Consider the following 23618-nt stretch of genomic DNA (forward strand, 5'->3'; position numbering starts at 1 on the left):
GGATCGATGATCGGAGGGACGGGGCACGGGGCCGATAGGGTACGCCGTACGAAGAGTCGGCGAGGGAGTTCGGTGACGGATCAGCAGGGGTGGGGGACGCCCGAGGGCCAGGCGATGATCGAGCTGCTCTGGGACCCGCCGGCCCCGCCACGGCGTGGTCCGCGGCAGAAGCTGACGCTCGACCGCGTCGTCGAGGCGGGCATGGCCGTCGCCGCCCGCTCGGTCGACGAGCTGTCGATGCGCAAGGTCGCCCAGGAGCTGGGGGTCGGCGCCATGAGCCTCTACACCTACGTGCCCGGCCGGGACGAGCTGTTCGAGCTCATGGTCGATCGCGCGTGGGGGACGCGGGAGCTGCCCGCCCGGGAGCTCGACTGGCGGGCGCAGGCGGAGTTCCACGCGCACGAGGCGTGGCGGATGTACCGCGAGCACCCGTGGCTGATCAGCTCGAACCTGTGGCGGATGCCGCTGGGGCCCCACGTGCTCGACGTCCAGGAGGACCTCTACCGCGCGGTCTCGCTGGCCGGGCTGGACCCGGTGACGGTCGTCCGGTCGGCGGGGCTGATCGAGTCGCACGTCTTCGGCGCGGCCCGGGCGAAGATCACCGACACGTCGGTGGCGTCCCGCACCGGTGTCGACCGCGACGACCACTACGCCACCCGCGCCGGGTTCTGGGGGAGCTACTTCAGCGAGGAGCGGTTCCCGTCGATGAACCGGCTCTGGTACGCGGGCGGGTTCGACGAGGAGGACGCCGACGGCGACTGGGAGTTCGGTCTCGGCCTGATCCTCGACGGGATCGAGCGGCTGGCGAGATGATCCGTGTCCGGCGCCGGCAGGCCCGGTCCACGGCGGCGGACGGAGCGACATGACCCCCGACGGTGCGGTGACCGTTCTGCGGGACGGTGCCCGTGCGCCTGGAGCCTGATTCCTGGCGCCGGTTCCTCGACTCCTACGAGCGGACCGCGTTCCGGCTGGAGACGCTGCCCTCGTACGGCGTCCCGGAGGAGGACGCCGAGCTGGCCGCGTTCCTCTCCACCGGGACGCTGGACGTCCCGGACGACGACCAGTGGCTCGTCCGGGTGCGGGAGTTCCGGGCGACCGGGCGGTGGGTCGGCCGGGTGCACGTCGTCCGCCGGCCGCTGACCGACTACCTGCGCTACGAGTTCGCGGTCTACGCGCACACGGTGCGTGCGGGTGAGGACGTCCGGATCCTCGACGTCACCGACGACCCGGAGCCCGGCCTCCCGCAGCAGGACTTCTGGCTCCTCGACGACACCCGGATCGTGCTGATGCTCTACGACGCCGACGGGCGCCGGATCGGCCGGGAGCTGCTGGACGACGTCGATCCGGCCCCGTACGTGCGGTGGAAGCGGCGTGCGTGGGAACGGGCGGTCCCGTTCACCGAGTACCGGGCGATGCTGGACGGGTGGGGCCGGCCCCGGCCGGGCGGTGCGGGCACCGGGTGACGCCGGTCGCGTCGTTACCCTGGACGGCGTGCAGACCCCGACCGTCCTCGTCGTCGACTACGGCGCCCAGTACGCGCAGCTGATCGCCCGCCGGGTGCGCGAGGCGGACGTGTACTCCGAGATCGTCCCCGCGTCGACGCCGGTGTCCGAGATCGTCGACCGCGCCCCCGCCGCCGTGATCCTCTCCGGCGGCCCGGCCAGCGTGTACGCGGACGGCGCCCCGGCCGTCGACCCGGCGCTCTTCGAGGCCGGCATCCCGGTCTTCGGCATGTGCTACGGCTTCCAGGCGATGGCCCGCGCGCTCGGCGGCGAGGTCGCGCACGACGGCACCCGGGAGTACGGCCGCACCGAGATCGCACTGTCGGGCACCCCCGGCACGCTGCACGGCGGGCTGCCGGCGACGCACCCGGTCTGGATGAGCCACGGCGACTCGGTGACCGCGGCGCCCGCCGGTTTCACGGTGACGGCGTCGTCGGACCGGGTCGCGGTCGCCGCGTTCGAGGACACCGACCGGCGCCTGGCCGGCGTCCAGTACCACCCGGAGGTCGGTCACTCCCCGCACGGGCAGGAGGTGCTGCGGCGGTTCCTGCACGACGTCGCCGGCATCACCCCGACCTGGACGACCGCGTCGATCATCGACGAGACCGTCGACGCGATCCGGGCGCAGGTCGGCGACGGCCACGCGATCTGCGGGCTGTCCGGCGGGGTGGACTCCGCTGTGGCGGCCGCGCTCGTCCAGCGCGCGATCGGGGACCGGCTGACCTGCGTGTTCGTCGACCACGGGCTGCTCCGTGCCGGTGAGCGTGAGCAGGTGGAGAAGGACTTCGTCGCCGCGACCGGGGCGACGCTGCACACCGTCGACGTCGCCGACCGGTTCCTCGACGCGCTCGCCGGGGTCACCGACCCCGAGGAGAAGCGCAAGATCATCGGCCGGGAGTTCATCCGGGTCTTCGAGGCCGCGACGGCCGAGGTCGTCGCCGACCACCACGTCGGCTTCCTGGTGCAGGGCACGCTCTACCCGGACGTCGTCGAGTCCGGCGGCGGCGACGGCACGGCCACGATCAAGAGCCACCACAACGTCGGCGGGCTGCCCGACGACATCGAGTTCGCCCTGGTCGAGCCGCTGCGGGCGCTCTTCAAGGACGAGGTCCGCATGGTCGGTGCCGAGCTGGGGCTGCCCGAGGTGATCGTCGGCAGGCAGCCGTTCCCCGGCCCCGGCCTGGGTATCCGCATCATCGGCGAGGTCACCCACGACCGGTTGGAGACGCTGCGGGCGGCCGACGCGATCGCCCGCGAGGAGCTGACCGCGGCCGGGCTGGACCAGCAGATCTGGCAGTGCCCGGTGGTGCTGCTCGCCGACGTCCGCAGCGTCGGCGTCCAGGGCGACGGCCGCACCTACGGCCACCCGATCGTCCTGCGTCCGGTGTCCAGCGAGGACGCGATGACCGCGGACTGGACCCGGCTGCCCTACGAGGTCCTCGAGCGGATCTCCACCCGGATCACCAACGAGGTGTCCGAGGTGAACCGGGTCGTGCTGGACGTGACGAGCAAGCCGCCGGGCACCATCGAGTGGGAGTGACCCCCGGACGTCGAGCGGGGCGGGACCGGTGTTCCCGGTCCCGCCCCGGCCTGCCCGGGCCTGCGTCCCCGACCCCCGTCGGGTCCGCGGCCGCACGGGCGGCGGTGGGCGCCGGCGACGCTCCCCAGCTCGCCGGCGACCCCCACGTGTGGTGTCGCTGACTAGTTGTCGTCGGAGGGGGCCCGGGAGTTACGCAGGCTCGCCACCAGGAACGCGATCCCGGCGACGACGGCGGTCCCGGCGAGCAGCCAGCGCAGGTCGACGAACTCCCACGGGCCCACCCCGGTCAGCCCCGAGACCGCCACGAGCAGGGCGAGGATCCCCGCCACCAGGGCGACCACGTCCGGCCGGCGGCGTCCGACCTCGGTCTCAGCCACGCTGCACCTCCACGACCCCCATCTCGGCCCGCAGGTCGAGTTCCAGTACCCGCCCGCCGGGGCCGTCCGGCCCGGGGTCGGTGACGGCCAGGTCCGAGTTCTCCCCGGTCCGGGACTGACCGTCGATCGTCACGTCGCCGAGCCCGGCCGATCCGCGGACGACGAGATCGGCGTTCTCGGGTACCCGCACGGTGATCGCGCCGGCGCCGACCTCGGCGCGGGTGCGGACCGGGCCCTCGGCCCCGGGCGCCGGGGTCAGGTCGATCCGGGTGAGGTCGAGGTCGATGGTCCCGGAGCCGCGCCGGTACTCGGGCGCGACCTGTGCCGCCGTCGCAGGGGCCTCCACGATCGGGCCGACGCCGCCGCGGACCGCCCAGCCGTCCGGGCCGAACGCGCCGTTCACCAGCGAGGTCAGGCCGGTCAGCAGGGCCAGCACCAGTGCGAACGGGATCAGCCAGCGCCCCACCCGCCGGAACGCGCCGATCAGCAGCCCGACCCCGACGACGGCGAGCGCCGCCCCCGGCACCGCGGACAGCGGCAGCACGCCCGGTGCGGCCAGCACGATCACCCCCACCATCCCGGCGACGACGAGTGCGACGGCCAGCGTGACCGGCGTCAGCTTCGAGCGCGGCGCGGGCGGGGGCACCGGCTCGGGGCCCGGCTCGGGCAGGTCCCAGGCGAACGGTGCGACTCCGAGCGGGTCCCACGACGGCGGCGTGCGCTCCGGGTCTCCCGGCATCGCCGGGTGCGCCGCGCCGGTGGGGCCCGTGGCGCCCGGCGCCGCCGCCCACGGGACGGCCGGGGTGGCGGCGGTGGCCGCCGTCCGGGCCGCGGGCCGTCCGCCGCGGGTCAGGTGCAGGGCCACCAGGAGCCCCACCGCGACCACCGTGGCCACCAGCCGCTCGGCCGAGGTGACGAGCGGGATCGCCAGCAGGCCCGCGATTGTCAGCAGGGTGATCGAGAGGACCGACGCCGGCGCGTTCCGCTGCGGCGGCGCCCCCGGCGGGCCGGCGTCCGGCAGGACGGCGCAGCCCGCGAGGTAGAGCGGCAGGCCCGGGCCGGTCACCGCGGCGACGACGAACGCGATCCGCACCAGCGTCGGGTCCACGTCGTAGCGGCGGGCGATCGCGGAGGAGACCCCCGCCAGTTTCCGGTCGTCCCGTGGCCGCACCGGCCGGGACTCCCACATCTCCCGCAGGGTGTCCATGCCCTGCGCCCCCGCCCGGCGTGGCCCCGGGGTCCGGGCCTGTGTTCCGCTCATGACGACAAGCCTGCACGGCCGGGTGACCCCTGGTCTCGGGGACAACCCCGAGCCGACCCCGGAACCGGACCGGAGGGGGACGGCCGCGAACCGTGTGACGATGGAGTCGTGAACAGCCCGAACCCGTCCGCCCGCGGTGCGCCCGCCGGTGCGCCGCCGGAGCCTCCGGCCCCACCCGGCCCCGCTTCCGGGGCCCGGACCGAGCCGACGGCCGGCGAGGCCCGGACCGGGCCGGTGTCCGGGGAGGAGCGGACGGAGCCGGCCCCGGTGGGGGACCGCACGACCGCGCGGGTCGCCGCGTCCGCCGCCCCCGCCGCGCCGCTCACCCGGCGCCGGTCCGGCCGGATGCTGGGCGGCGTCGCGGGTGGCGTCGCCGACCATCTCGGCGTCGACGTGCGCTGGGTGCGTGCGGCGTTCGTCCTGCTGACGTTCCTGGGCTGGGCGGGCGTACTGGCGTACGGCCTGCTGTGGGTGTTCGTCCGGCAGGAGGTCTCCGCGGCCGAGCGGACGGTGACCCGTTCCGAACGGCTGCAGGCGGCCGGGCTGCTCACCCTCGGCCTGGGGCTGTCGCTGGTCGCGGCCACGTCCGGCTCGGTGATCGGATGGATCGCCGGCCCGCTGGGGCTGGCGACGGTCGGTGCGGCCGTCGTCTGGCGGGAGGCGGACGAGGCGCAGCGCCGTCGCTGGGCGCGGGACGCGCGCACCCGCGTCGTCGGGGGCCGGGCCGCGCTGGTGCGGTCGCTGCTCGGGGCCGCCCTCGTCCTGACCGGGCTGATGGCGTTCCTGCTGGGGAACCTGGACCTCGGCCAGGTGCGGTTCGGCATCCTGGCCGCGCTGGCGACCCTGCTCGGCGTCGCGGTGCTGACCGTGCCGTGGTGGGTGCGGCTGGTGCGCGATCTCGGCGAGGAACGGCGGGCCCGTGCGGTCGAGGCGGAGCGGACCGAGATCGCCGCGCACCTGCACGACTCGGTGCTGCAGACCCTCGCGCTGATCCAGCGCCAGGCGGGCGACTCCCGCGAGGTGCAGCGGCTGGCCCGCGGGCAGGAGCGCGAGCTGCGGGCGTGGCTGTACGGGCCCGGCGGGCGTGCCACCGGCGGCGCCGGGGTGCCGCCCTCGGAGGCGGCGGAGACGACGCTGTCCGCGGCGATCACCCGCGTGGCGGGGGAGGTCGAGGACACCTATGCGGTCGCCGTCGGGCCGGTGCTGGTCGGCGACGCCGAGCTCGACGGCGACCTGCGCGCCCTGGTGCTCGCGGCGCGGGAGGCGATGGTGAACGCGGCCAAGCACTCCGGGACGGCGGAGGTGGACGTCTACGTCGAGGTCGAACCGGCCTCCGACGAGGGCCCCGGCGTCGCGGAGGTGTTCGTCCGCGACCGCGGGAAGGGCTTCGACCCGGACGCGGTCGACGGCGACCGGCACGGCCTCGCCGACTCGGTGCACGCCCGGATGCGCCGGCACGGCGGTACGGTCCGGATCCGCACCGGTGCGGGCGAGGGCACGGAGGTGCGGCTGACGATGCCGCTGGAACGGGAGGGGACGGCATGAGCTCCGCGGAGGCCGACGGGCCGATCCGGGTCTACCTGGTCGACGATCACGCGTTGTTCCGGTCGGGGGTGCGCGCCGAGCTGGATCGCGGCGACGGCCGGTCGCCCGCCGTCGAGGTGATCGGCGAGGCGGGATCGGTGGACGAGGCCGTCGCCGGTGTCGCGCACCTGGATCCGGACGTCGTGCTGCTGGACGTGCACCTGCCCGGTGGCGGGGGCGCCGAGATCCTGCGCCGCACCCGGGCGGCGGGGACGGAGTCGGTGTTCCTCGCGCTGTCGGTGTCCGACGCGGCGGAGGACGTCATCAGCGTCATCCGGTCCGGGGCCCGTGGCTACGTCACCAAGACGATCTCGGGGCGCGATCTGGCGGACGCGGTGCGCCGGGTGCGGGTCGGCGACGCGGTGTTCTCCCCGCGGCTGGCCGGGTTCGTGCTCGACGCGTTCTCCGACCGTCCGGGGGCGGCGCCGCCGGTGGACCCGGAGGTGGACCAGCTGACGAAGCGTGAGCGCGACGTGCTGCGGCTGCTGGCGCGCGGCTACGCCTACAAGGAGATCGCCGGGGAGCTGTTCATCTCGGTGAAGACGGTGGAGACCCACGTGTCGAGCGTGCTGCGGAAGACGCAGACGTCGAACCGGCACGAGCTGTCCCGCTGGGCTTCCGACAGGAGGCTCGTGTAGGTCGCGCAGCGACCGGAACGGGCCGGAAGGAGCATCGGCACCGACAGGAGGCTCGTGTAGGTCGCGCAGCGACCGGAACGGGCCGGAAGGAGCATCGGCACCGACAGGAGGCTCGTGTAGGTCGCTACCCCCTGCACGACGACGGCGCCGGACCCGATCGCGGGGCCGGCGCCGTCGTCGTACGGAAGGGGTGGTCAGCCGCCCAGCAGGGAACCGGCGCCCTCGGTGACGCCACCGACGAGCCCACCGACCGGCTCGGTGACCGTCGACGCGGCCTTCCCGACCGGCTCGGTCACGGTGCCGAGAGCCTTCCCGACCGGCGCGGTGACCTTCTGCAGCGGCTGGGTCCGCTCGTTCCCGGAGGAGCCCGAGGACCCGTCGGTCTTCTTCGTCGCGGCCGAGGTGTCCAGCAGCCCGGTGACCGGCTCGGCGGCCTTCAGGACCGGCCCGGTCAGCGGCTCGGTGGCGCCCAGGACCGGCTCCGTCACGGGCGACAGGGCACCCAGCACCGGCGTCGTGACGGGCTCGAGGGTGTCGGTGAGCGGGCGGGTCACCGGCTTCACCGCGTCAGTGACGGGGGCGACGGCGCCGGTGACCGGCTCCAGGGCCCCGCCGACGGTCCGGCCCACCGGGCCGGCTGCCCGCGCGACCGGGGCCACGACGCCGTCGGCGACACCGGCGACGGCCGGCCGGACCGGTTCGGTGACGCCCTGCAGCGGACCGGTGCTCGTGCCGTCCGCGGACGGGCTCGGCGTGGTGAGCGGCGCGATCAGGTTCGGCGCGGACGGCCGGTCCGGGTTGTTGAGGGCCTGCACCGGTGCGAGCCCGCCGATCGGCGAGCCGGTGCCGGTGGAGCCGGTCCCGGTGGGGCCGTCGCCGGACGGCGTGCCCGGGGATCCCGCGGGCGGGGTCGCGGCGGCCGTCGTCGTGGTGCGCTGGGCCGGGATCGCCGCGGCCGCTCCGGAACCGGTGCCGGTCGAGACCTGACGCAGGGTGCCCGCGGCGGCGGACTGCTGCGGGAACGCGACGTCCATCCAGTCGGTCGCTCCGGGCGCGGTGCCGGGCAGCTCGTGCAGCGGCGACGAGAGCGCGACGTTCGCCGGCAGGTACTGGCCGGGCAGCGTGTCGGGCGCCTGACCCGCGGGCAGCGCGACGCCGGGGAAGAGGCCGTCCGCGGCGGCCTGGGCGTCGGAGTCGTGCGAGGCGGCGCCGTTGTACATCGCGGCGCCGAGCACCGAGCCGGCGGCGACCAGCGCACCGGCGACCGCACCGGCCCGCCGGCGCCCGGACGTCGGCCGGGCGGCCCAGCCCTGGGCACCCTCGGTGCGCGGCTGCGGGAGGTCGATGTCGGGCCACCCGCCGGGCGCGCCGGCGGCGGGGACGTCGGACGCGGGAACAGCGGCGGCCGACTCGCGGCCCTCGCGGCGCAGCAGATCGCCGACGGACAGGATCGGGCCGGTCAGCGGCCCGGGGCGGGAGTCGCGTGCGCCGGCCGCATGACGGGCCAGAAGCTCGGCGACACTCACGACCTCACGGTGCCCGGGGGCGCCGGGGGCGCCGGGGGCGCCGGGGGCGCCGGGGAGCGGGGCTCCGGCAGGGGTGTCGGTCACGGCCGCACGTCCTCCTTCAGGTGTCGTTTCGACCCGGGAAGGTCTACCGGAACCCTCGCCCGATCCCAAGTGATGACCCTCCGCTCGTCGCGCGTAACCCGATCAGGTGATTCCCGTTCGACGGGCGTAACCGACCACTCACCCCGTTCGTTGACCACCGAGGCAACCGGTCTGCGACGACACCGGGTCGGAAACCGCAGGTCGGTCTTCCGGTCGGAGCGACCCCGGTCACATTCCGTGCACTTCCGGTGAATCGCCGAATGGTCGCCGTTCCCGGGCGGATGCGGAGCGCGACGACGACGACGGCGGCGGCGGCCCGGGCGGCGACCCGCGCTCAGCGACCGCCGAGTCGCCCCCGGCCGAGCCGCAGCAGCATCAGTGCGAGCTCCCGGCCCTCCGGGCCCAGCTCGTGGAACCGGTCCAGCACCGCCATCTCGCGGCTGTAGACGATCCGCGGCCCGCCCGCGGCCATCCGCGCGGCGCCGATCCGCTTCGACACCTCCGTGCGGCGCAGGACGGCGTCGAGGATCTCGGAGTCGAGGCGGTCGATCTCCTTGCGGAGGTCGTCGATCTCGGAGTCGGCGCCGGTGGGGACGGAGTCCCCGCTCGGCGCGTGGGAAACGGCGGGTTCGGTCACGGTCGTGGCTCCTCGTCTCGGTCACCGGGTCTCGAGGACCGAGGACATGCGAACGCCCCGGGTCCTGCCGGACTCCGGGGCGCGCTGGGGGGTCTGTCCTCAGACAGGGTGTGCAGCGGGTGCCGGAGACCGGAACCCGTAGCGAAATCGCCTGTCGTCGTACACGGCCGCGAGTGTAGACCACCGGCGGGGTGCGGGCGTCGTCGTTCCACCCGCCGGGGCCGGGCTGTCGGACCCCCGGCGTACCGTGTTCGACACGATGAGTGCGCTGTTCGAACTCCCCGGGACGAGCTCGGTCACCGAGCCGACGACCTCACGCGGCCGGCAGCTGCTCGAGGGCCTCAACGACCGGCAGCGGGAGGCCGTGACCCACGCCGGGTCCCCGCTGCTCATCGTCGCGGGAGCAGGCTCGGGGAAGACGCGCGTGCTCACGCACCGGATCGGCTGGCTGCTCGCCGAGCGCGGGGTGCACCCCGGCGAGATCATGTCGATCACCTTCACGAACAAGGCCGCGGCCGAGATGAAGGAGCGGGTCGACGGCCTCGTGGGTCGCCGCTCCGGCCCGATGTGGGTCTCGACGTTCCACTCCATGTGCGTGCGGATCCTGCGCCGCGAGGCCAAGCACCTGGGCGTGCGCAGCGCGTTCTCGGTCTACGACGCCGACGACTCCCGCCGCCTGGTCGGCATCGTGGGCCGGGACCTGGAGCTCGACCCGAAGAAGTTCGCCCCGCGGGCCCTCGCCGCACAGATCTCGAACCTGAAGAACGAGCTGCTGTCGCCGGACGACGCGGCCGAGCGTGCCGGCACCGACCACGAGCGGCGGATCGCCGAGGTCTACGGTGTCTACCAGTCCCGGCTGCGGCAGGCGAACGCGTTCGACTTCGACGACCTGATCATGGAGACGGTCTCGCTGCTGGACCGGATGCCCGCGGTGGCCGAGTACTACCGGCGTCGGTTCCGGCACGTGCTGGTCGACGAGTACCAGGACACCAATCACGCCCAGTACGAGCTGGTCCGCCAGCTGGTGCTCCCGGCCACGGAGAAGGGGAAGCCCGCCGAGCTCTGCGTGGTCGGCGACTCGGACCAGTCGATCTACGCGTTCCGCGGCGCGAACATCCGCAACATCATCGAGTTCGAGCAGGACTTCCCGGACGCGCGGACGATCCTGCTGGAGCAGAACTACCGCTCCTCGCAGACGATCCTGTCCGCCGCGAACGCGGTGATCGCCCGCAACCCGGAGCGCCGGGACAAGCGACTGTGGTCCGACGCGGGCGACGGGGAACGCGTCGTCGGCTACGTCGCCGACAACGAGCACGACGAGGCGTCGTTCGTGGCGAGGGAGATCGACCGGCTCGTCGACTCCGGCGAGTACCGCAACAGCGACATCGCCGTCTTCTACCGCACGAACAACCAGTCCCGTGTCTTCGAGGACGTGTTCCTGCGGGTCGGGATGCCGTACAAGGTGGTCGGCGGCGTCCGCTTCTACGAGCGCCGCGAGATCCGCGACGCGCTCGCGTACCTGCGGGTGCTGTCCAACCCGGAGGACACGGTCAGCCTGCGGCGCATCCTCAACGTGCCCAAGCGCGGCATCGGGGACCGGGCCGAGTCGGTCGTCGCGGAGTACGCGGAGCGGGAGCGGACGTCGTTCTCCCGGGCGTTGCGCACCGCGGCCGAGGAGCCCGCGAAGCTCCCGGCCCTGGCGACGCGCTCGCAGAAGAACATCGCCGGGTTCGTCCGCATGCTCGACGGTCTCGGCGAACTGGTGGACCGCGGCGACGACACCGCGGAGATCCTGGAGGCGGTCTACGCCCGCACCGGGTACGTGGAGGAGCTGCAGGCCTCCGAGGACCCGCAGGACGGCACCCGGATGGACAACCTCGCCGAGCTGGTCACCGTGGCCCGCGAGTTCGCCGGTGACGCCGCGGTGGCCGACCTGGAGGCGCTGAGCACCGACCCGGACGCCGGTGGCGGGGCGATCGGGTCCGGAGCGGCCCCCGGCGAGGACCCGGCTCCCGCTGCGGGGGCACCGGCGAGCCCCGGCGACGACGTCGACACCGACGCCGGCGCCCCCGAGCCCGGTTCGCTGGCCGCGTTCCTGGAGCGGGTGGCCCTGGTCGCCGACGCCGACTCCATCCCCGACGACGACACCGGCGTCGTCACCCTGATGACCCTGCACACCGCGAAGGGCCTGGAGTTCCCGGTCGTGTTCCTGACCGGCTGGGAGGACGGGATCTTCCCGCACCTGCGGACGCTGGGGGACCCGAAGGAGCTCGCCGAGGAGCGCCGGCTCGCCTACGTGGGGATCACCCGGGCCGAGCAGCGCCTCTACGTGTCCCGCGCGATCGTCCGGTCGGCGTTCGGGCAGCCCAGCACCAACCCGGCGTCCCGGTTCCTCGACGAGGTGCCGGCCGAGCTGACCGAGTGGCGGCGCACCGAGGAGCAGCTGGTGGCCGAGCGGCCGTCCGCCCCGGTGGGCCGGTTCGGCTTCGGCCGCTCCGGCGGGCGGGGCGCGACGGGGTCGGGCGGCCGCGGGGACTGGAAGGTCCCCGAGCGCAGCCTGAACAACACCTCGCTGCATCTCGACGTCGGCGACCGCGTCAACCACGACAAGTACGGGCTGGGCACGGTGATCGCCGCGGACGGCGTCGGCCCGCGGGCGACGGTGACGATCGACTTCGGCTCGGGCGGGACGGTCCGCCTGATGCTGATCGGCGGCGTCCCGATGCAGAAGCTGTAGCCCGCGCCGGGTCAGTCGTCGTCGGAGTCCCGGTCGGAGTCGCCGCGGCCGGGGTCCGCCGCGGCCTCGGCCGGGGTGAGGATCTCGATCGAGGTGAAGGCCCCGGAGGCGTCGACGGTGACGGTGCGGGGTGCGGGCACCGCGCACGCCGTCGGGCACTCGGTCGACCCGAAGACGGTGAAGCCGCTGACGTCGGCCCGCACGCCGTCGGGGACGACGATGCGCAGCGACCCGAGGACGGCACGGGTCTCCACCCGGTCCTGGTCGGGCGCCACGGCGATCGTCCGTGAGCTGAGCACCGCGGCGCCGTCCTGCGCGGAGATCAGGTGCGAGCCGCCCCAGAGCGCCGCCGCGACCAGCGCGACCGTCCCCAGTGCACCTCCCGCCGACCGGGCCGCCGTCGTGAGCAGGTCCCGTCCGCGGGACGCCGGGGCGGCTGTGGCGACCGTCGGTGCGGCGGTGTCGGCGGGCAGGTCGACGGTCAGCGGTTCCAGGTCGGCGCGGGTCCGGGCGGCCCAGGCGCGGGCGGACCGTTCCTCGTACTCCTCCAGGGAGAGCCGGCCCTCGCCGTGGGCCCGCTGGAGGCGGGCGTCGACCGCGCGGCGTTCGGTGTCGCCGACGCGGAGTTCCGATCCGTCCGTCACGCGGCCATTCTGCCGCGTGCGGATCAGGCGTCGCGGTCGCCGGTCAGCCGGGTGACGTCCAGACCGCGTTCGGTGAGCCAGGGCAGCGGGTTGGTCTTGCTGCCGTCGGACTCCCAGATCTCCAGGTGGAGGTGCGGGCCGGTGGACTGGCCACGGTTCCCGACCTCGGCGATCTCGTCGCCCGCCTTGACCTGCTGTCCGACCTCGACGAGCGAGCGGTTGATGTGGCCGTACACCGAGCTGGTTCCGTCGGGGTGCTTGAGCACCACCCACATCCCGAAACCGCTGGCCGGGCCGGCCTTCTCCACGACACCGTCGGTGAGGGCGAAGATCGGCGTGCCGATCGGCGCGGCGAGGTCGATGCCGTAGTGCTGCACGCCCCAGCGGGCACCGAAGCCGGAGGTGAAGCGGCCCGCGGTGGGCATCACCAGGGGCTCGCCGTCGAACACGACGGCCTTCGGTGCGCCGTGCGACATGGCGCCGGAGATGGCGCGTTCCTGCGTGGCGGCCTGCTCACCGAGGCGGGCGGCCTTGGTGAGGCTGGCGACGTCGACCTCGGTGGTGTCGTCGAGATCGGGCAGCGAGGCCTGCGAGGCCAGCTGCTCGCCACCGATCGCCGAGGTCACCGCGGGAGCGGTCGTGTCGGCGGGACGGGGCTCGGCCGACACCGGCAGCATCGCCGAGGCGGCGAGCCGTGCGTAGGAGTCCTCGACGGCCTGCTCGCCGGACAGTCCCGGGATGCCGAGGGCGCCTGCCATCGTCTGGCCGGCCGCGACGAGTGCGCCACCGGCTGCGGCGGCGACGGTCACCCGGGTCCGGTGGCCGGTCGCCGGGGGCAGCGGGAACTGGTGCCCGCCGGCCGTCGCCGGGCGCGCGGCCCCGGTCGTGGGTGTGGCCGCGCCGCGCACGGTCCCGCTGTGGGACGTCGCGCGTACGGCTCCGCCGGGTGCGGCCGTGCGGGCGGTCGCCGCCGGGCCGGGGTGCGGCGCGGCGGCACGGGCGACGGGCGCGTCCGGGGTGCCGGGACGCGCTGGTGCGGCGGGGCGGTGCCCGTCGCGCGGACCCTGCGGGCGGCTGTGGGGCGCGGCGGTGCCGGGCCGGTTCCGGGGACCCGCCGGTTCCGGGCGGGTACGGGCGGGCACGTGGGCCGGCGGATGCGGACGGTGCACGTCGGCGCCGGCCGGCACGCGGGTACGCGTGACCGACGGCGGAGGCGCCGGGTGCCGGTGGCCGCCCGCGGTGACCGGCACGTGGGGGATCGTGCCGGGCCGGGACTCCGGTCGGACGGCGCCGCTGGGGGAGCGGTGGCGCGCCAAGACCTGCCCTTCTGGTGTTCAGGTCGTCCCGGGCCGGTCGGCGGTGGTCGTCGGAGTGGGGGCTCCGCGGGGGTGTGCGCCGTTTCGGGGGCGGCGCCGACCACCGTGATCGGCTCGTGACGTGGACGACTGGACGGTAACCCGACAGTCGCAACGCGGCAACGGCGGGCCGCCGTACGGGTACGGACGGTCGGAGATCATCGGCGACCGGTCGGGGGAACGCGCCGGAGGGCGACGGCTCCGGGTCACCCGGTCGTCCGCCGCCGTACGGGTGGACGGACTCCGCGGCTCAGGACGCGGGGGCGCCCGGGACACCGGGGACGCCGCCGCCGGTGCCGTCGAGCTCCGCGTCCACCGCGTGCCGGCCGGCCGGGCGGAGGGATCCACGCAGCCGGCGGTCCCGGACCGCGTCGTGCTCGCGCCGCTCCACCTCGCCGCGCGCCAGTGTGCTGGCCACCCAGTGCACCGTGCGCCGGTCGATCGGCAGCGACAGGTGCCCGACGTCGTCGAGGCGGAGCTCCTGGACGTCGAGGTCCGGATGCTGCAGCCGGGCGTTGCGCTGCGGGACGACGACCTCGTCCATCCGGGACCAGGCGACGAGGAACCGGGTCCGGCACCCCGGTGCCGGTGCGTCGAGCTCGGCGAGCACCTCGGAGCCGGGACGGAGCTGGCGGCACAGCGCGGTCGGCGCGAGCCGGGCCAGATTGCTGCCCGAGTGCGGGCTGCCGAGCGTGACCAGGGTGTCGACGACGTCGTCGCCGCCCATCCGCTGGACGTAGTAGCGGGCGACGACCCCGCCGAGCGAGTGCCCCACGATGTGGACCTTGTCCGAGCCGGTCGCCTCGCGCAGCCGCTCGACGTGCCCGCGGAGCTCGTGGGCGGCGCTGCGCAGGTCGCCGGTGAGCAGGCTGTAGTTGATCGCGTGCACCGTGCCGAACCCGCGCCGGCGCAGCGCGTGCGCGAACACGGTGAACACCGACCGGTTGTCCATGATCCCGTGGATCAGCAGGATCGGGGTCCCCGCGGCGGCCGGGTCGGCGACGACCAGGCTGCGCTTGACCGGCGGGAGGGTGTCGGTGCGCCAGTGCCCGTGTGCCCGGACCGTCTCCTCGGCCAGCCCGATCGGGTAGAGCGCGAGGTGGGCCGACAGCCACGCCCACTCGACGGCCAGGCCCCTGAGCCCGGCCGGGGAGGTGAAGGTGCGCACGGCGTAGCCCGTCGCCTGCCCGAGATCGCTCGCGAGGTCCGTCGCTCCGGAAGCGATCGCGCGCAGACGACGCCACCCGGGTAGCGACGTCGCCATGGTGGAAAGGTAAGTCAGATCACAGCCGTTCGCCCGGTGGCGGCCCGGCGCGTGGTCGGCATCACTCGGACGGGGCATCTGAATCGAACACTGCCCCGACGGGGTGACAGCAGTCACCGGCCCAGGTCAGGACCGGTGCGGACGGCGTGGCTAGGCTCCCGGACGCAGCACGACCGACGTCCGCGACCGCTGCCGCCTCCCAGCGCGGGGCGCCCCCGGAGGAACCCGGGGACGCGCCGGTCGCGGCCGATAGCGAAGTGGAGCGGGAGAGCCGAGTGGACCTGTACGAGTACCAGGCGAAGGACCTCTTCGCCGCGCACGGAGTCCCGGTGCTGCCGGGGAAGACCGTGGACAACGCCGCCGACGCCGCGGCCGCAGCGTCCGAGCTGGGCACCGCCGTCGTGGTCAAGGCCCAGGTCAAGACCGGCGGCCGGGGCAAGGCGGGCGGCGTGAAGCTGGCCCAGAGTGCCGACGAGGCCAAGGAGAAGGCCGAGGCCATCCTCGGTCTCGACATCAAGGGCCACACCGTCCACCAGGTGCTGGTGACCGAGGCCAGCGACATCTCCGAGGAGTACTACTTCTCGTTCCTGCTGGACCGCTCGAACCGGACCTTCCTGGCCATGTGCTCGGCCGAGGGCGGCATGGAGATCGAGGAGCTGGCCGTCGAGCGCCCGGAGGCGCTGGCCCGTATCGCGATCGACCCGATCGCCGGTGTCGACAAGGCGAAGGCCGACGAGATCGTCGCCGCGGGGAAGATCCCGGCCGCCGTCGCCGACGAGGCCGCGAACGTCATCGTGAAGCTGTGGGAGACCTTCGTCGCCGAGGACGCCACCCTCGTCGAGGTCAACCCGCTGGTCCGTGACCCGCAGGACAAGGTGATCGCCCTCGACGGCAAGGTCACCCTCGACGAGAACGCCGCGTTCCGCCACGAGGCGCACGCCGAGCTCGTCGACGAGCGGACCGAGAACCCGCTCGAGGCGAAGGCCAAGGCCAAGGGCCTGAACTACGTCAAGCTCGACGGCGGCCAGGTCGGCGTCATCGGCAACGGCGCGGGTCTCGTCATGAGCACCCTCGACGTCGTGGCGTACGCCGGTGAGGCGCACGGCGGCGTGAAGCCGGCCAACTTCCTCGACATCGGCGGCGGCGCCTCGGCGCAGGTCATGGCCGACGGCCTGGACGTCATCCTGGGCGACGACGAGGTCAAGAGCGTCTTCGTCAACGTCTTCGGCGGCATCACCGCGTGCGACGCGGTGGCGAACGGCATCGTCGAGGCCCTGAAGATCCTGGGTGACGACGCTACGAAGCCGCTGGTCGTCCGCCTGGACGGCAACAACGTCGAGGAGGGTCGCAAGATCCTGGCCGACGCGAACCACCCGCTCGTCACTGTGGTGGGCACGATGGACGACGCGGCCGCCAAGGCCGCCGAGCTGGCGAACGCCGCGGGAGCCTGAGAGAAATGTCGATCTTCCTCAACGAGAACAGCAAGGTCATCGTCCAGGGCATCACCGGCGGCGAGGGCACCAAGCACGCCACGAAGATGATCGCCTCCGGCACGAACATCGTGGGCGGCGTCAACGCCCGCAAGGCCGGGACCACGCACACGGTCGGCGACAAGGACGTCACCGTGTACGGGACGGTCGAGGAGGCGATGAAGGAGACCGGCGCCGACGTGTCGGTGCTGTTCGTCCCGCCGAAGTTCGCCAAGGACGCGGTCATCGAGGCCATCGACGCCGAGATCCCGCTCGCCGTCGTGATCACCGAGGGCATCCCGGTGCACGACTCGGCGTACTTCTGGGCGCACGCCGTCGCCAAGGGCAACAAGACCCGCATCATCGGGCCGAACTGTCCCGGGATCATCTCTCCCGGGAAGTCCAACGCGGGCATCATCCCGGCGAACATCGCCGGCCCCGGCAAGATCGGTCTGGTGTCGAAGTCCGGCACGCTGACCTACCAGATGATGTTCGAGCTGCGCGAGTTCGGCTTCTCCACCGCGATCGGCATCGGCGGTGACCCGGTCATCGGCACCACGCACATCGACGCCCTCGAGGCGTTCGAGGCGGACCCCGACACCGAGGCCATCGTGATGATCGGTGAGATCGGTGGCGACGCCGAGGAGCGTGCCGCGGACTTCATCAAGGCCAACGTCACCAAGCCGGTCGCCGGCTACGTCGCGGGCTTCACCGCGCCGGAGGGCAAGACGATGGGCCACGCCGGCGCCATCGTCTCCGGCTCGGCCGGCACCGCGCAGGCGAAGAAGGAGGCCCTCGAGGCCGCGGGCGTGAAGGTCGGCAAGACGCCGTCCGAGACCGCCGCGCTCATGAAGGAGATCCTCTCCGCCAAGTAGGGCGTACGACCGACGACGCGCGGGTCCCGGGAACTCCGGGGGCCCGCGCGTCGTCGTGTGTACGGCGCCCGTCGGGCGTCACCCGGCCGTGGAGCGGAATCGACTAGCGTGCGGCCCGGAGTCCTGTCACCGACGCCCGCGGGAGTAGTCGTCATGTCCAGTAACCAGCCGCCCTCCCCCGGGGCCGGCCCCGACGACGCGGTGACCCCACCTGCGGGCACGGTGCGGCTCGCCGTGCTGGGCGGCGCGGCCGCCGCGCTGCTCGTCCTGGTCACGGCCTTCTTCGGGCTCCCCCCGGCCGCCGCCTACGCGCTCGCCATGGTCGTGGCGGGCGGGATCGCGGGTGGGCTGTCGCTGCTGCCCGGGACGGGCCGGGTGCTCGTCGCCGGGACCGTGCTGTCCGGGACCGGGTTCCTGACGCTGCTGTTCCTGTTCACCGCCAGCGGCAGCCCGGTCGCGGCCGGGGCCGTCGGGTGGGTGGCCGTGGCGTTCGCGCTGCTGTCGGTCGCCGGCCTGTTCTACGGCCAGCTGCTGCTCTCCGGTGTCCTCGCCGCCCCCGCCCCGCGCGCGGCGCGGCCGGCGCACGCGCCGTCGAACGAGCCGCCGTGGGCGACGCCCGGCCTGCCCCAGCAGCCCGGTCACGGCCGCCCCGGGCAGGCGGGCGGGTACGACGCGTACGGCCCCGGCCGGGGCGGACACCCGGGAGCCCACGAGGGCCCGGGTCAGTACGCCCAGCAGCCGGGTCACTACGGCGCCCAACACGGTCAGTACGCCGCCGAGCCGGGTCAGTACGGCGGCCAGCCGGGTCAGTACGGCGGCCAGCCGGGTCAGTACGGGATCCAGCCCGGGCAGTTCACCCAGCAGCCCGGTCAGTATGGCGCGCAGGCCGGTCAGCCCGGTGCCCAGCCCGGCGCTCCGGCGGGTCAGTACGGCATCCCGGCGGCGGACCAGTACGGCGGTCAGCCCGGTCAGTACGGCCAGCAGCCCGGTCAGTACGGCGAGCCCGGTCAGTACGGGCAGCAGCCGCAGGGGGCCGGGCAGGCCGTCCCGGGGTCGTACGCGCCGTCCACGGCCGCCTCGGGCGGGGCGTTCTCCGGGGTCGCCTACGGCGAGCGCGCGGCCGACCCCGGGCGCGGCCACGGCGGCGGCGCCGTCCCCGCCGTGCCCGGTCAGCAGGCTGCAGGTGCCGACGCACCGGGTGCCCCGGGGCAGGGTGGCCCCGCCGGGCCGGCGGAGTTCGGGCAGCAGGGCCCCGCCGAGCAGCCGGCTCAGGGTGCGGCGCAGCACACCCCCGACGAGGTCGCCGGGCAGCACCTTCCCGGCGAGCCCGCGGTCGGGCAGACCGCGCATGGCGTCCCGGGTGCCGGGCAGAACGGGCCCGGTGGCCAGGCCGTGGACCCGAACGCTCCGGGCGTGCCGGCAGCCGGGGCCCGCGGGCAGTCCGGGACGCCGGAGCAGCAGGCGTCCGGGGAGCAGTCGCCGGGGCACGACCCGGCCCGGCAGACCCCGGTGACCGACGACGACGCCACCCGGGCCTTCCGTGCGGGTGGCGGCCGGCCGCCGTCGTCCTGACTCCGGTCGTCCAGGGCGCCGGTCGTCACGGCCCGGTGGTCGTGACGCCGGGTGCCCGGCCCCGCCGGTCGTGACCCGCGTCGGCCCTGTCCGGTCGTCCGCGTCAAGCTGGGACCCGGGCGGTCCCGTGGGGCCGGGCACGTGCGGCGTGCCTGCCGCCGCGGGCGCCCCGGCGCTGCGACCCTGACCGGGTGAGCACCCCGCCCCGCCCCGCCCGCGGCCGTCCCGCGTCCCGCTCCCGGCCGTCCGGTCCCGGCGCGTCCCGGTCCCGGGACGACGCGGCCGCGCGCGACGGCCGGGGCGGCGTCGCCGAGCGGGAACGGCCCCGTGCCACGACCCGGCGGCCCGCACCGGACCGGCGCCCGGGCGACGGCAACGGCCTCGACCGCCTGCGGATCCTGCTCGCGTCGACGATGGGCGCGGTGCTGGCCGGCTACACGCTGCTGGTGCCGGTCGCGGCGCTGATCGCCGGCACCGGCGGTGTGCCGGTGACGGCCGACGCCGCGCTGGCCACCGCCGTCCCGATGTGGCTGGCCGCGCACCAGATCCCGATCGCACTCGACGGCCGCCCGCTCGGGGTGCTGCCGCTGCTGCCGACCCTCGTGATCGTGGCCGTCGTCGCGTGGTTCTCCCGCTGGGCGGTCCGGCGGCTGGGTGGCCGGGTCCGGCACGACGCGGGCGCCGTCGTCGCCGCGCAGGCGGGCGCGGCGGCCGCGGTCGCCGTCCTGGCGGGTGCGCTGCTGCCCAAGGAGATGGCGGTGACCGCACCGTGGGCCTCCCTCCTCGGCGCCGGCCTGATCGGTGGCGCCGCGGCCGGTGCGGGCGTCGTCCACGCCTGCGGGATGCCCGCCGCGTGGAAGCGGGTGCTCGCGGGGTGGCCCGGAGCCGCGCTCGCCGGGGTCCGGGTCGCCGCGACCTCCCTGCTGCTGACCGGCGCGCTCGTGCTGACGGGGGCGCTGCTGCTCACCGCGACCGCCGTGAGCGACGCCGCTGCCCGTCTCGGACCGGGCATCGGAGCGGGCTTCGGCGTCCTGGTGCTCGCCGTGGGGTATCTGCCGAACGCGCTGGTCGGGGCGGTGTCCTGGATGCTCGGCGCGGGTGTCTCGGTCGGGGTCGCGACGTCCGGTCCGCTGCTCGCGGAGCCCGGGCCGCTCCCGGCGTTCCCGCTCACGGCCCTGCTGCCGGTGACGACGGTGCCGCCCGCCGCGCCCCTGGTCCTGCTGCTCCCGGTCCTCGCCGGTGTGCTGACCGGGCTCGCCTGCCGCCGCGCGCTGGCGGACGGCGCCCCGATGGCGGAGCGGGCGGTGGCCCCGGCGACGGCGGCGGTCGTCGTCGCGACCGGGGCCGGAGCGCTGGCCACGGTGGCCGGCGGGCCCCTCGCCGGCGGGCCCTACGACCCGGTGTCGTTCCACCCCGGGGCGGTGCTCGGCGCCGTGCTGCTGCTGGTGGGGCTGCCCGCGCTGCTGACCTGCGCCGGACCCGAGCTGGCCCGGCACGTGCCGATGGGCGGTCCCGCCGGTGGGCGGGCCGGCCGGGCCCCGGGCACGGGGTCGCGGGCGGTGCGGCGCGAACGGTCGTCGACGGTCGCCGATCTCGTCGAGGGGCGCCGCCGGTCCGGCGCGAGCAGCCGCTCCGGCGGGAGCGGGGGACGGGACGGGCGCGTCCGGCGGGAGGGTCGCCGCGATCCCGCCGGGGCCGTGGGCGACGGGGCGGCGCGGGTCGGGGACGCTCCGCACGACGACCCCGATCACGACCACCCCGATCACGACCACCCCGATCACGAGGGCCCCGGTGATCCCGGCACCGCCGACCACGACGGCCCTGCCGACCACGCCGACCACGACGGCCCCGACCACGACGACCCCGGCCACGACCCCGGCCCCGATCGGGACGGCCCCCGGCGGGGCTCCCGCGGCGACGACCGGGACCCCACCGGCTGAGCACCGGGCCGGGAGGGTGACAGCCATCCCGCCTCGGCCCGGACCGGGCCCGGCGACGATCCGGCCGACGGTGACGGGGCCTGCGCGGAGCGTTCCCCGGAGCAGGGGGACGCCGGGCGGGGTGCCCCGCGCGTCTACGCTGGTCACCGGCCGCCACCGCGGCCGCAGCGACGGCGTCGGAGGGACAGCGGTGCACGCCCAGGAACAGGCCGGACCGTTCCGCGTCGTCGTACTCGTCTCCGGGGCCGGCACGTTGCTGCAGGCCCTGCTCGATGCGTCGCCCGCCGGCCCGTCCGGCTACCGGGTCGTGGCCGTCGGCGCCGACCGGCCCGGCGCGGCCGGACTGGACCGCGCCCGGGAGGCCGCGCTGCCGACGTTCGTCGAGCGGGTCGCCGACCATCCCGACCGGGACGCCTGGAACGCCGCCCTCGCCGCTGCCGTCGTCGCGCACCGGCCGGACGTCGTCGTCGGGGCGGGCTTCATGAAGCTGGTCGCACCGGCCTTCCTGGACGCGATCGGATGCCCGATGCTGAACACGCACCCGGCCCTGCTGCCGGCGTTCCCCGGTGCGCACGCCGTGCGTGACGCGCTGGCCGCCGGTGTCCGGACCACCGGAGCGACCGTGCACGAGGTCGACGCCGGGCTGGACACGGGGCCGGTGCTCGCGCAGGTGGAGGTGCCCGTCCTCCCGACCGACGACGAGACCGTCCTGCACGAGCGGATCAAGACCGAGGAACGACGGCTGCTGGTCGAGACGGTGCTGCGTCTCGCCGCGGCCGGGAGAACGCACGAGGTGAGTCAGTGAGTGAGCGCAGGCCGGTCCGCCGGGCCCTGATCAGCGTCTACGACAAGGCCGGGCTGCTGGACCTGGCGACCGGGCTGCACGCGGCCGGTGTGGAGATCGTCTCGACGGGATCCACCGCGCAGCGGATCGCCGACGCGGGGGTCCCCGTGACGCCCGTCGAGGAGGTCACCGGTTTCCCCGAGTGCTTCGACGGCCGGGTGAAGACCCTGCACCCCCGGGTGCACGCGGGGCTGCTCGCGGACACCCGCAAGGACGAGCACGTCGTGCAGCTCGAGCAGCTGAACATCGCGCCGTTCGACCTGCTGGTGTCGAACCTCTACCCGTTCCGGGAGACCGTCGCGTCCGGCGCGAGCCGCGACGAGGCCGTCGAGCAGATCGACATCGGTGGCCCGGCGATGGTGCGGGCCTCGGCGAAGAACCACGAGAGCGTCGCCGTGGTCGTCGAGCCGTCCCGCTACGAGTGGGTGCTGGAGCAGGTCGCCGCCGGCGGGTTCGTCGTCGCCGACCGGCGCCGGCTGGCCGCGGACGCGTTCCGGCACACCGCCGCGTACGACGTCTCGGTCGCCACCTGGATGGGCGAGCAGTTCCCGGCGGGCGACGGGACCGAGGCGACGCCGGAGTGGTTCGGCGCCACCTGGACCCGCGAGCGGGCGCTGCGCTACGGCGAGAACCCGCACCAGGCCGCCGCGCTGTACGCCGACGGCGGCGCCACCGGCCTCGCCGGTGCCGAGCAGCTGCACGGCAAGGAGATGTCCTACAACAACTACGTCGACGCCGACGCCGCCTGGCGGGCCGCGCACGACCACGGCGACCGGCCGACGGTCGCGGTGATCAAGCACGCGAACCCGTGCGGGATCGCGGTCGGCGCGGACGTCGCCGAGGCGCACCGCAAGGCGCACGCCACCGATCCGGTGTCCGCGTTCGGCGGTGTCGTGGCGGTCAACGGCGAGGTGTCGGTCGCGATGGCCGAGCAGGTCGCGGAGATCTTCACCGAGGTCGTCGTGGCCCCGTCCTACGCCGACGGTGCGCTGGAGGTCCTGCAGCGCAAGAAGAACGTCCGGCTGCTCCGCATCCCGGGCGAGGTCGCCCGTGGCGGCACCGAGCTGCGGCCGATCTCCGGCGGGGTCCTCGTCCAGCAGCGCGACCTGGTCGACGCCGCCGGCGACGACCCGGCCGCCTGGAAGCTCGTCACCGGCGACCCGGCGTCCCCGGAGCTCCTCGCCGACCTGGCGTTCGCCTGGCGGGCCTGCCGCGCGGTGAAGTCGAACGCGATCCTGCTCGCGCACGACGGCGCCGCGGTCGGCGTCGGCATGGGCCAGGTCAACCGGGTGGACGCCGCGAAGCTGGCGGTCGAGCGGGCCGGTGACCGGGTGCGTGGTGCGGTCGTGGCGTCGGACGCGTTCTTCCCGTTCCCGGACGGCCTGGAGGTGCTGCTCGACGCCGGTGTCGCGGCCGTCGTGCAGCCGGGTGGTTCGGTGCGCGACGAGCAGGTCGTGGCCGCGTGTGCGAAGGCGGGCGTCCCGATGTACCTCACGGGGACGCGGCACTTCGCCCACTGATCCCCGGCACGTCCCGGACGGCCCGGACCGCCTCGCGCGGTCCGGGCCGTCCTGTGTCTGCTCCCAGATCTGCGGACCCGTCGAGATGCAGCTCAGCGCGCTCATCCGCTCCCCACGGCGACGCTGAGCTGCATCTCGGCGGGGGCACCTCGGTGGTGGCTCTCGCGGCGAGGGTGCGCGGCCCGGAACTGTCGGGGGTGCGTGCGACGGTGCTTCGCGCCGGTCCACGGATCCCCCGACCGGGGGCTG

At 75.1% G+C, this 23618-nt stretch carries 19 protein-coding genes; 12 read left to right on the forward strand and 7 right to left on the reverse strand.

Going from position 1 to position 23618, the window contains the following annotated elements; translation table 11 throughout:
* Positions 1-72 precede the first annotated feature (72 nt).
* The 3 genes from AD017_RS17615 (at position 73) to guaA (ending at position 3042) form a co-directional block, all read left to right on the forward strand.
* On the forward strand, positions 73-813 hold the full coding sequence (locus AD017_RS17615; RefSeq protein ID WP_227012770.1) for a TetR/AcrR family transcriptional regulator: 741 nt from the start codon (positions 73-75) through the stop codon (positions 811-813).
* Positions 814-905: 92 nt separating this feature from the next.
* Positions 906-1463 carry a DUF6879 family protein gene (locus AD017_RS17620; protein ID WP_060574861.1) on the forward strand — a complete coding sequence of 186 codons (558 nt, stop codon included), beginning with the start codon at positions 906-908 and terminating at the stop codon, positions 1461-1463.
* A gap of 28 nt (positions 1464-1491) precedes the next feature.
* Complete coding sequence (guaA, locus tag AD017_RS17625; protein WP_060576447.1) at positions 1492-3042, forward strand: glutamine-hydrolyzing GMP synthase; 1551 nt, start codon at positions 1492-1494, stop codon at positions 3040-3042.
* A 161-nt stretch (positions 3043-3203) separates the two neighbouring features.
* On the opposite strand, the gene AD017_RS17630 is transcribed toward guaA, so the two are convergent.
* Positions 3204-3419: a hypothetical protein gene (locus tag AD017_RS17630; protein ID WP_010224593.1), complete on the reverse strand. Its 216-nt coding sequence runs from the start codon at positions 3417-3419 to the stop codon at positions 3204-3206.
* The gene (locus tag AD017_RS17635) at positions 3412-4680 is read right to left on the reverse strand and encodes a PspC domain-containing protein (protein WP_082398783.1); all 1269 of its coding nucleotides are present in this window, start codon (positions 4678-4680) and stop codon (positions 3412-3414) included. The genes AD017_RS17630 and AD017_RS17635 overlap by 8 nt, the downstream gene beginning before the upstream one ends.
* 234 nt (positions 4681-4914) lie before the next feature.
* Between AD017_RS17635 and AD017_RS17640 the strand changes: the two genes are divergently transcribed.
* A complete protein-coding gene (locus AD017_RS17640) occupies positions 4915-6225 on the forward strand; it encodes a PspC domain-containing protein (RefSeq protein WP_369821691.1) in 1311 nt (436 codons plus the stop codon).
* On the forward strand, positions 6222-6902 hold the full coding sequence (locus AD017_RS17645) for a response regulator transcription factor (RefSeq protein WP_060574863.1): 681 nt from the start codon (positions 6222-6224) through the stop codon (positions 6900-6902). Before AD017_RS17640 ends, AD017_RS17645 begins: the two co-directional genes overlap by 4 nt.
* A 194-nt stretch (positions 6903-7096) precedes the next feature.
* On the opposite strand, the gene AD017_RS17650 is transcribed toward AD017_RS17645, so the two are convergent.
* Both AD017_RS17650 and AD017_RS17655 read right to left on the reverse strand, forming a co-directional pair.
* On the reverse strand, positions 7097-8512 hold the full coding sequence (locus AD017_RS17650; RefSeq protein ID WP_060574864.1) for a hypothetical protein: 1416 nt from the start codon (positions 8510-8512) through the stop codon (positions 7097-7099).
* A gap of 334 nt (positions 8513-8846) precedes the next feature.
* Positions 8847-9149, reverse strand: a complete 303-nt coding sequence (locus AD017_RS17655; protein WP_010228337.1) for a chorismate mutase — start codon at positions 9147-9149, stop codon at positions 8847-8849.
* 259 nt (positions 9150-9408) lie between these two features.
* Between AD017_RS17655 and AD017_RS17660 the strand changes: the two genes are divergently transcribed.
* Positions 9409-11886, forward strand: coding sequence for a UvrD-helicase domain-containing protein (locus AD017_RS17660; protein WP_060576449.1), 2478 nt, complete (start codon positions 9409-9411; stop codon positions 11884-11886).
* An 11-nt stretch (positions 11887-11897) separates the two neighbouring features.
* Here AD017_RS17660 and AD017_RS17665 read toward each other — a convergent pair whose 3' ends face one another.
* The 3 genes from AD017_RS17665 to AD017_RS17675 form a co-directional block, all read right to left on the reverse strand.
* A complete protein-coding gene (locus AD017_RS17665; protein WP_010228332.1) occupies positions 11898-12530 on the reverse strand; it encodes a DUF1707 domain-containing protein in 633 nt (210 codons plus the stop codon).
* Positions 12531-12553: 23 nt separating this feature from the next.
* Positions 12554-13780: a M23 family metallopeptidase gene (locus tag AD017_RS36405; RefSeq protein ID WP_227013338.1), complete on the reverse strand. Its 1227-nt coding sequence runs from the start codon at positions 13778-13780 to the stop codon at positions 12554-12556.
* 355 nt (positions 13781-14135) lie between these two features.
* Positions 14136-15149, reverse strand: a complete 1014-nt coding sequence (locus AD017_RS17675; protein WP_060574865.1) for a triacylglycerol lipase — start codon at positions 15147-15149, stop codon at positions 14136-14138.
* 275 nt (positions 15150-15424) lie between these two features.
* Between AD017_RS17675 and sucC the strand changes: the two genes are divergently transcribed.
* The 6 genes from sucC to purH all read left to right on the forward strand — a co-directional run bounded on the left by sucC (position 15425) and on the right by purH (position 23369).
* The gene (sucC, locus tag AD017_RS17680; protein WP_060574866.1) at positions 15425-16600 is read left to right on the forward strand and encodes an ADP-forming succinate--CoA ligase subunit beta; all 1176 of its coding nucleotides are present in this window, start codon (positions 15425-15427) and stop codon (positions 16598-16600) included.
* 5 nt (positions 16601-16605) lie between these two features.
* The gene (gene sucD, locus AD017_RS17685; protein WP_010235746.1) at positions 16606-17493 is read left to right on the forward strand and encodes a succinate--CoA ligase subunit alpha; all 888 of its coding nucleotides are present in this window, start codon (positions 16606-16608) and stop codon (positions 17491-17493) included.
* A 153-nt stretch (positions 17494-17646) separates the two neighbouring features.
* Positions 17647-19065, forward strand: a complete 1419-nt coding sequence (locus AD017_RS17690) for a hypothetical protein (RefSeq protein ID WP_145984063.1) — start codon at positions 17647-17649, stop codon at positions 19063-19065.
* Between the two features lie 191 nt (positions 19066-19256).
* Positions 19257-21005 (forward strand): DUF6350 family protein, encoded by a 1749-nt coding sequence (locus tag AD017_RS17695; protein ID WP_060574868.1) that lies wholly within the window; start codon positions 19257-19259, stop codon positions 21003-21005.
* 190 nt (positions 21006-21195) lie between these two features.
* A complete protein-coding gene (gene purN / locus AD017_RS17700; RefSeq protein WP_060576450.1) occupies positions 21196-21810 on the forward strand; it encodes a phosphoribosylglycinamide formyltransferase in 615 nt (204 codons plus the stop codon).
* Positions 21807-23369: a bifunctional phosphoribosylaminoimidazolecarboxamide formyltransferase/IMP cyclohydrolase gene (purH, locus tag AD017_RS17705; RefSeq protein WP_010225768.1), complete on the forward strand. Its 1563-nt coding sequence runs from the start codon at positions 21807-21809 to the stop codon at positions 23367-23369. The genes purN and purH overlap by 4 nt, the downstream gene beginning before the upstream one ends.
* The last annotated feature ends 249 nt before the right edge of the window (positions 23370-23618 follow it).

This window comes from Pseudonocardia sp. EC080619-01 (genome assembly GCF_001420995.1).
Classification (GTDB): domain Bacteria; phylum Actinomycetota; class Actinomycetes; order Mycobacteriales; family Pseudonocardiaceae; genus Pseudonocardia.

Bases quoted from the DNA above. Each gene is read 5' to 3' on its own strand.
- AD017_RS17645 (WP_060574863.1), top strand. From the start codon at position 6,222: ATGAGCTCCGCGGAGGCCGACGGGCCGATCCGGGTCTACCTGGTCGAC.
- AD017_RS17675 (WP_060574865.1), bottom strand. From the start codon at position 15,149: ATGGCGACGTCGCTACCCGGGTGGCGTCGTCTGCGCGCGATCGCTTCC.
- sucD (WP_010235746.1), top strand. From the start codon at position 16,606: ATGTCGATCTTCCTCAACGAGAACAGCAAGGTCATCGTCCAGGGCATC.
- AD017_RS17690 (WP_145984063.1), top strand. From the start codon at position 17,647: ATGTCCAGTAACCAGCCGCCCTCCCCCGGGGCCGGCCCCGACGACGCG.
- AD017_RS17660 (WP_060576449.1), top strand. From the start codon at position 9,409: ATGAGTGCGCTGTTCGAACTCCCCGGGACGAGCTCGGTCACCGAGCCG.
- AD017_RS17635 (WP_082398783.1), bottom strand. From the start codon at position 4,680: ATGAGCGGAACACAGGCCCGGACCCCGGGGCCACGCCGGGCGGGGGCG.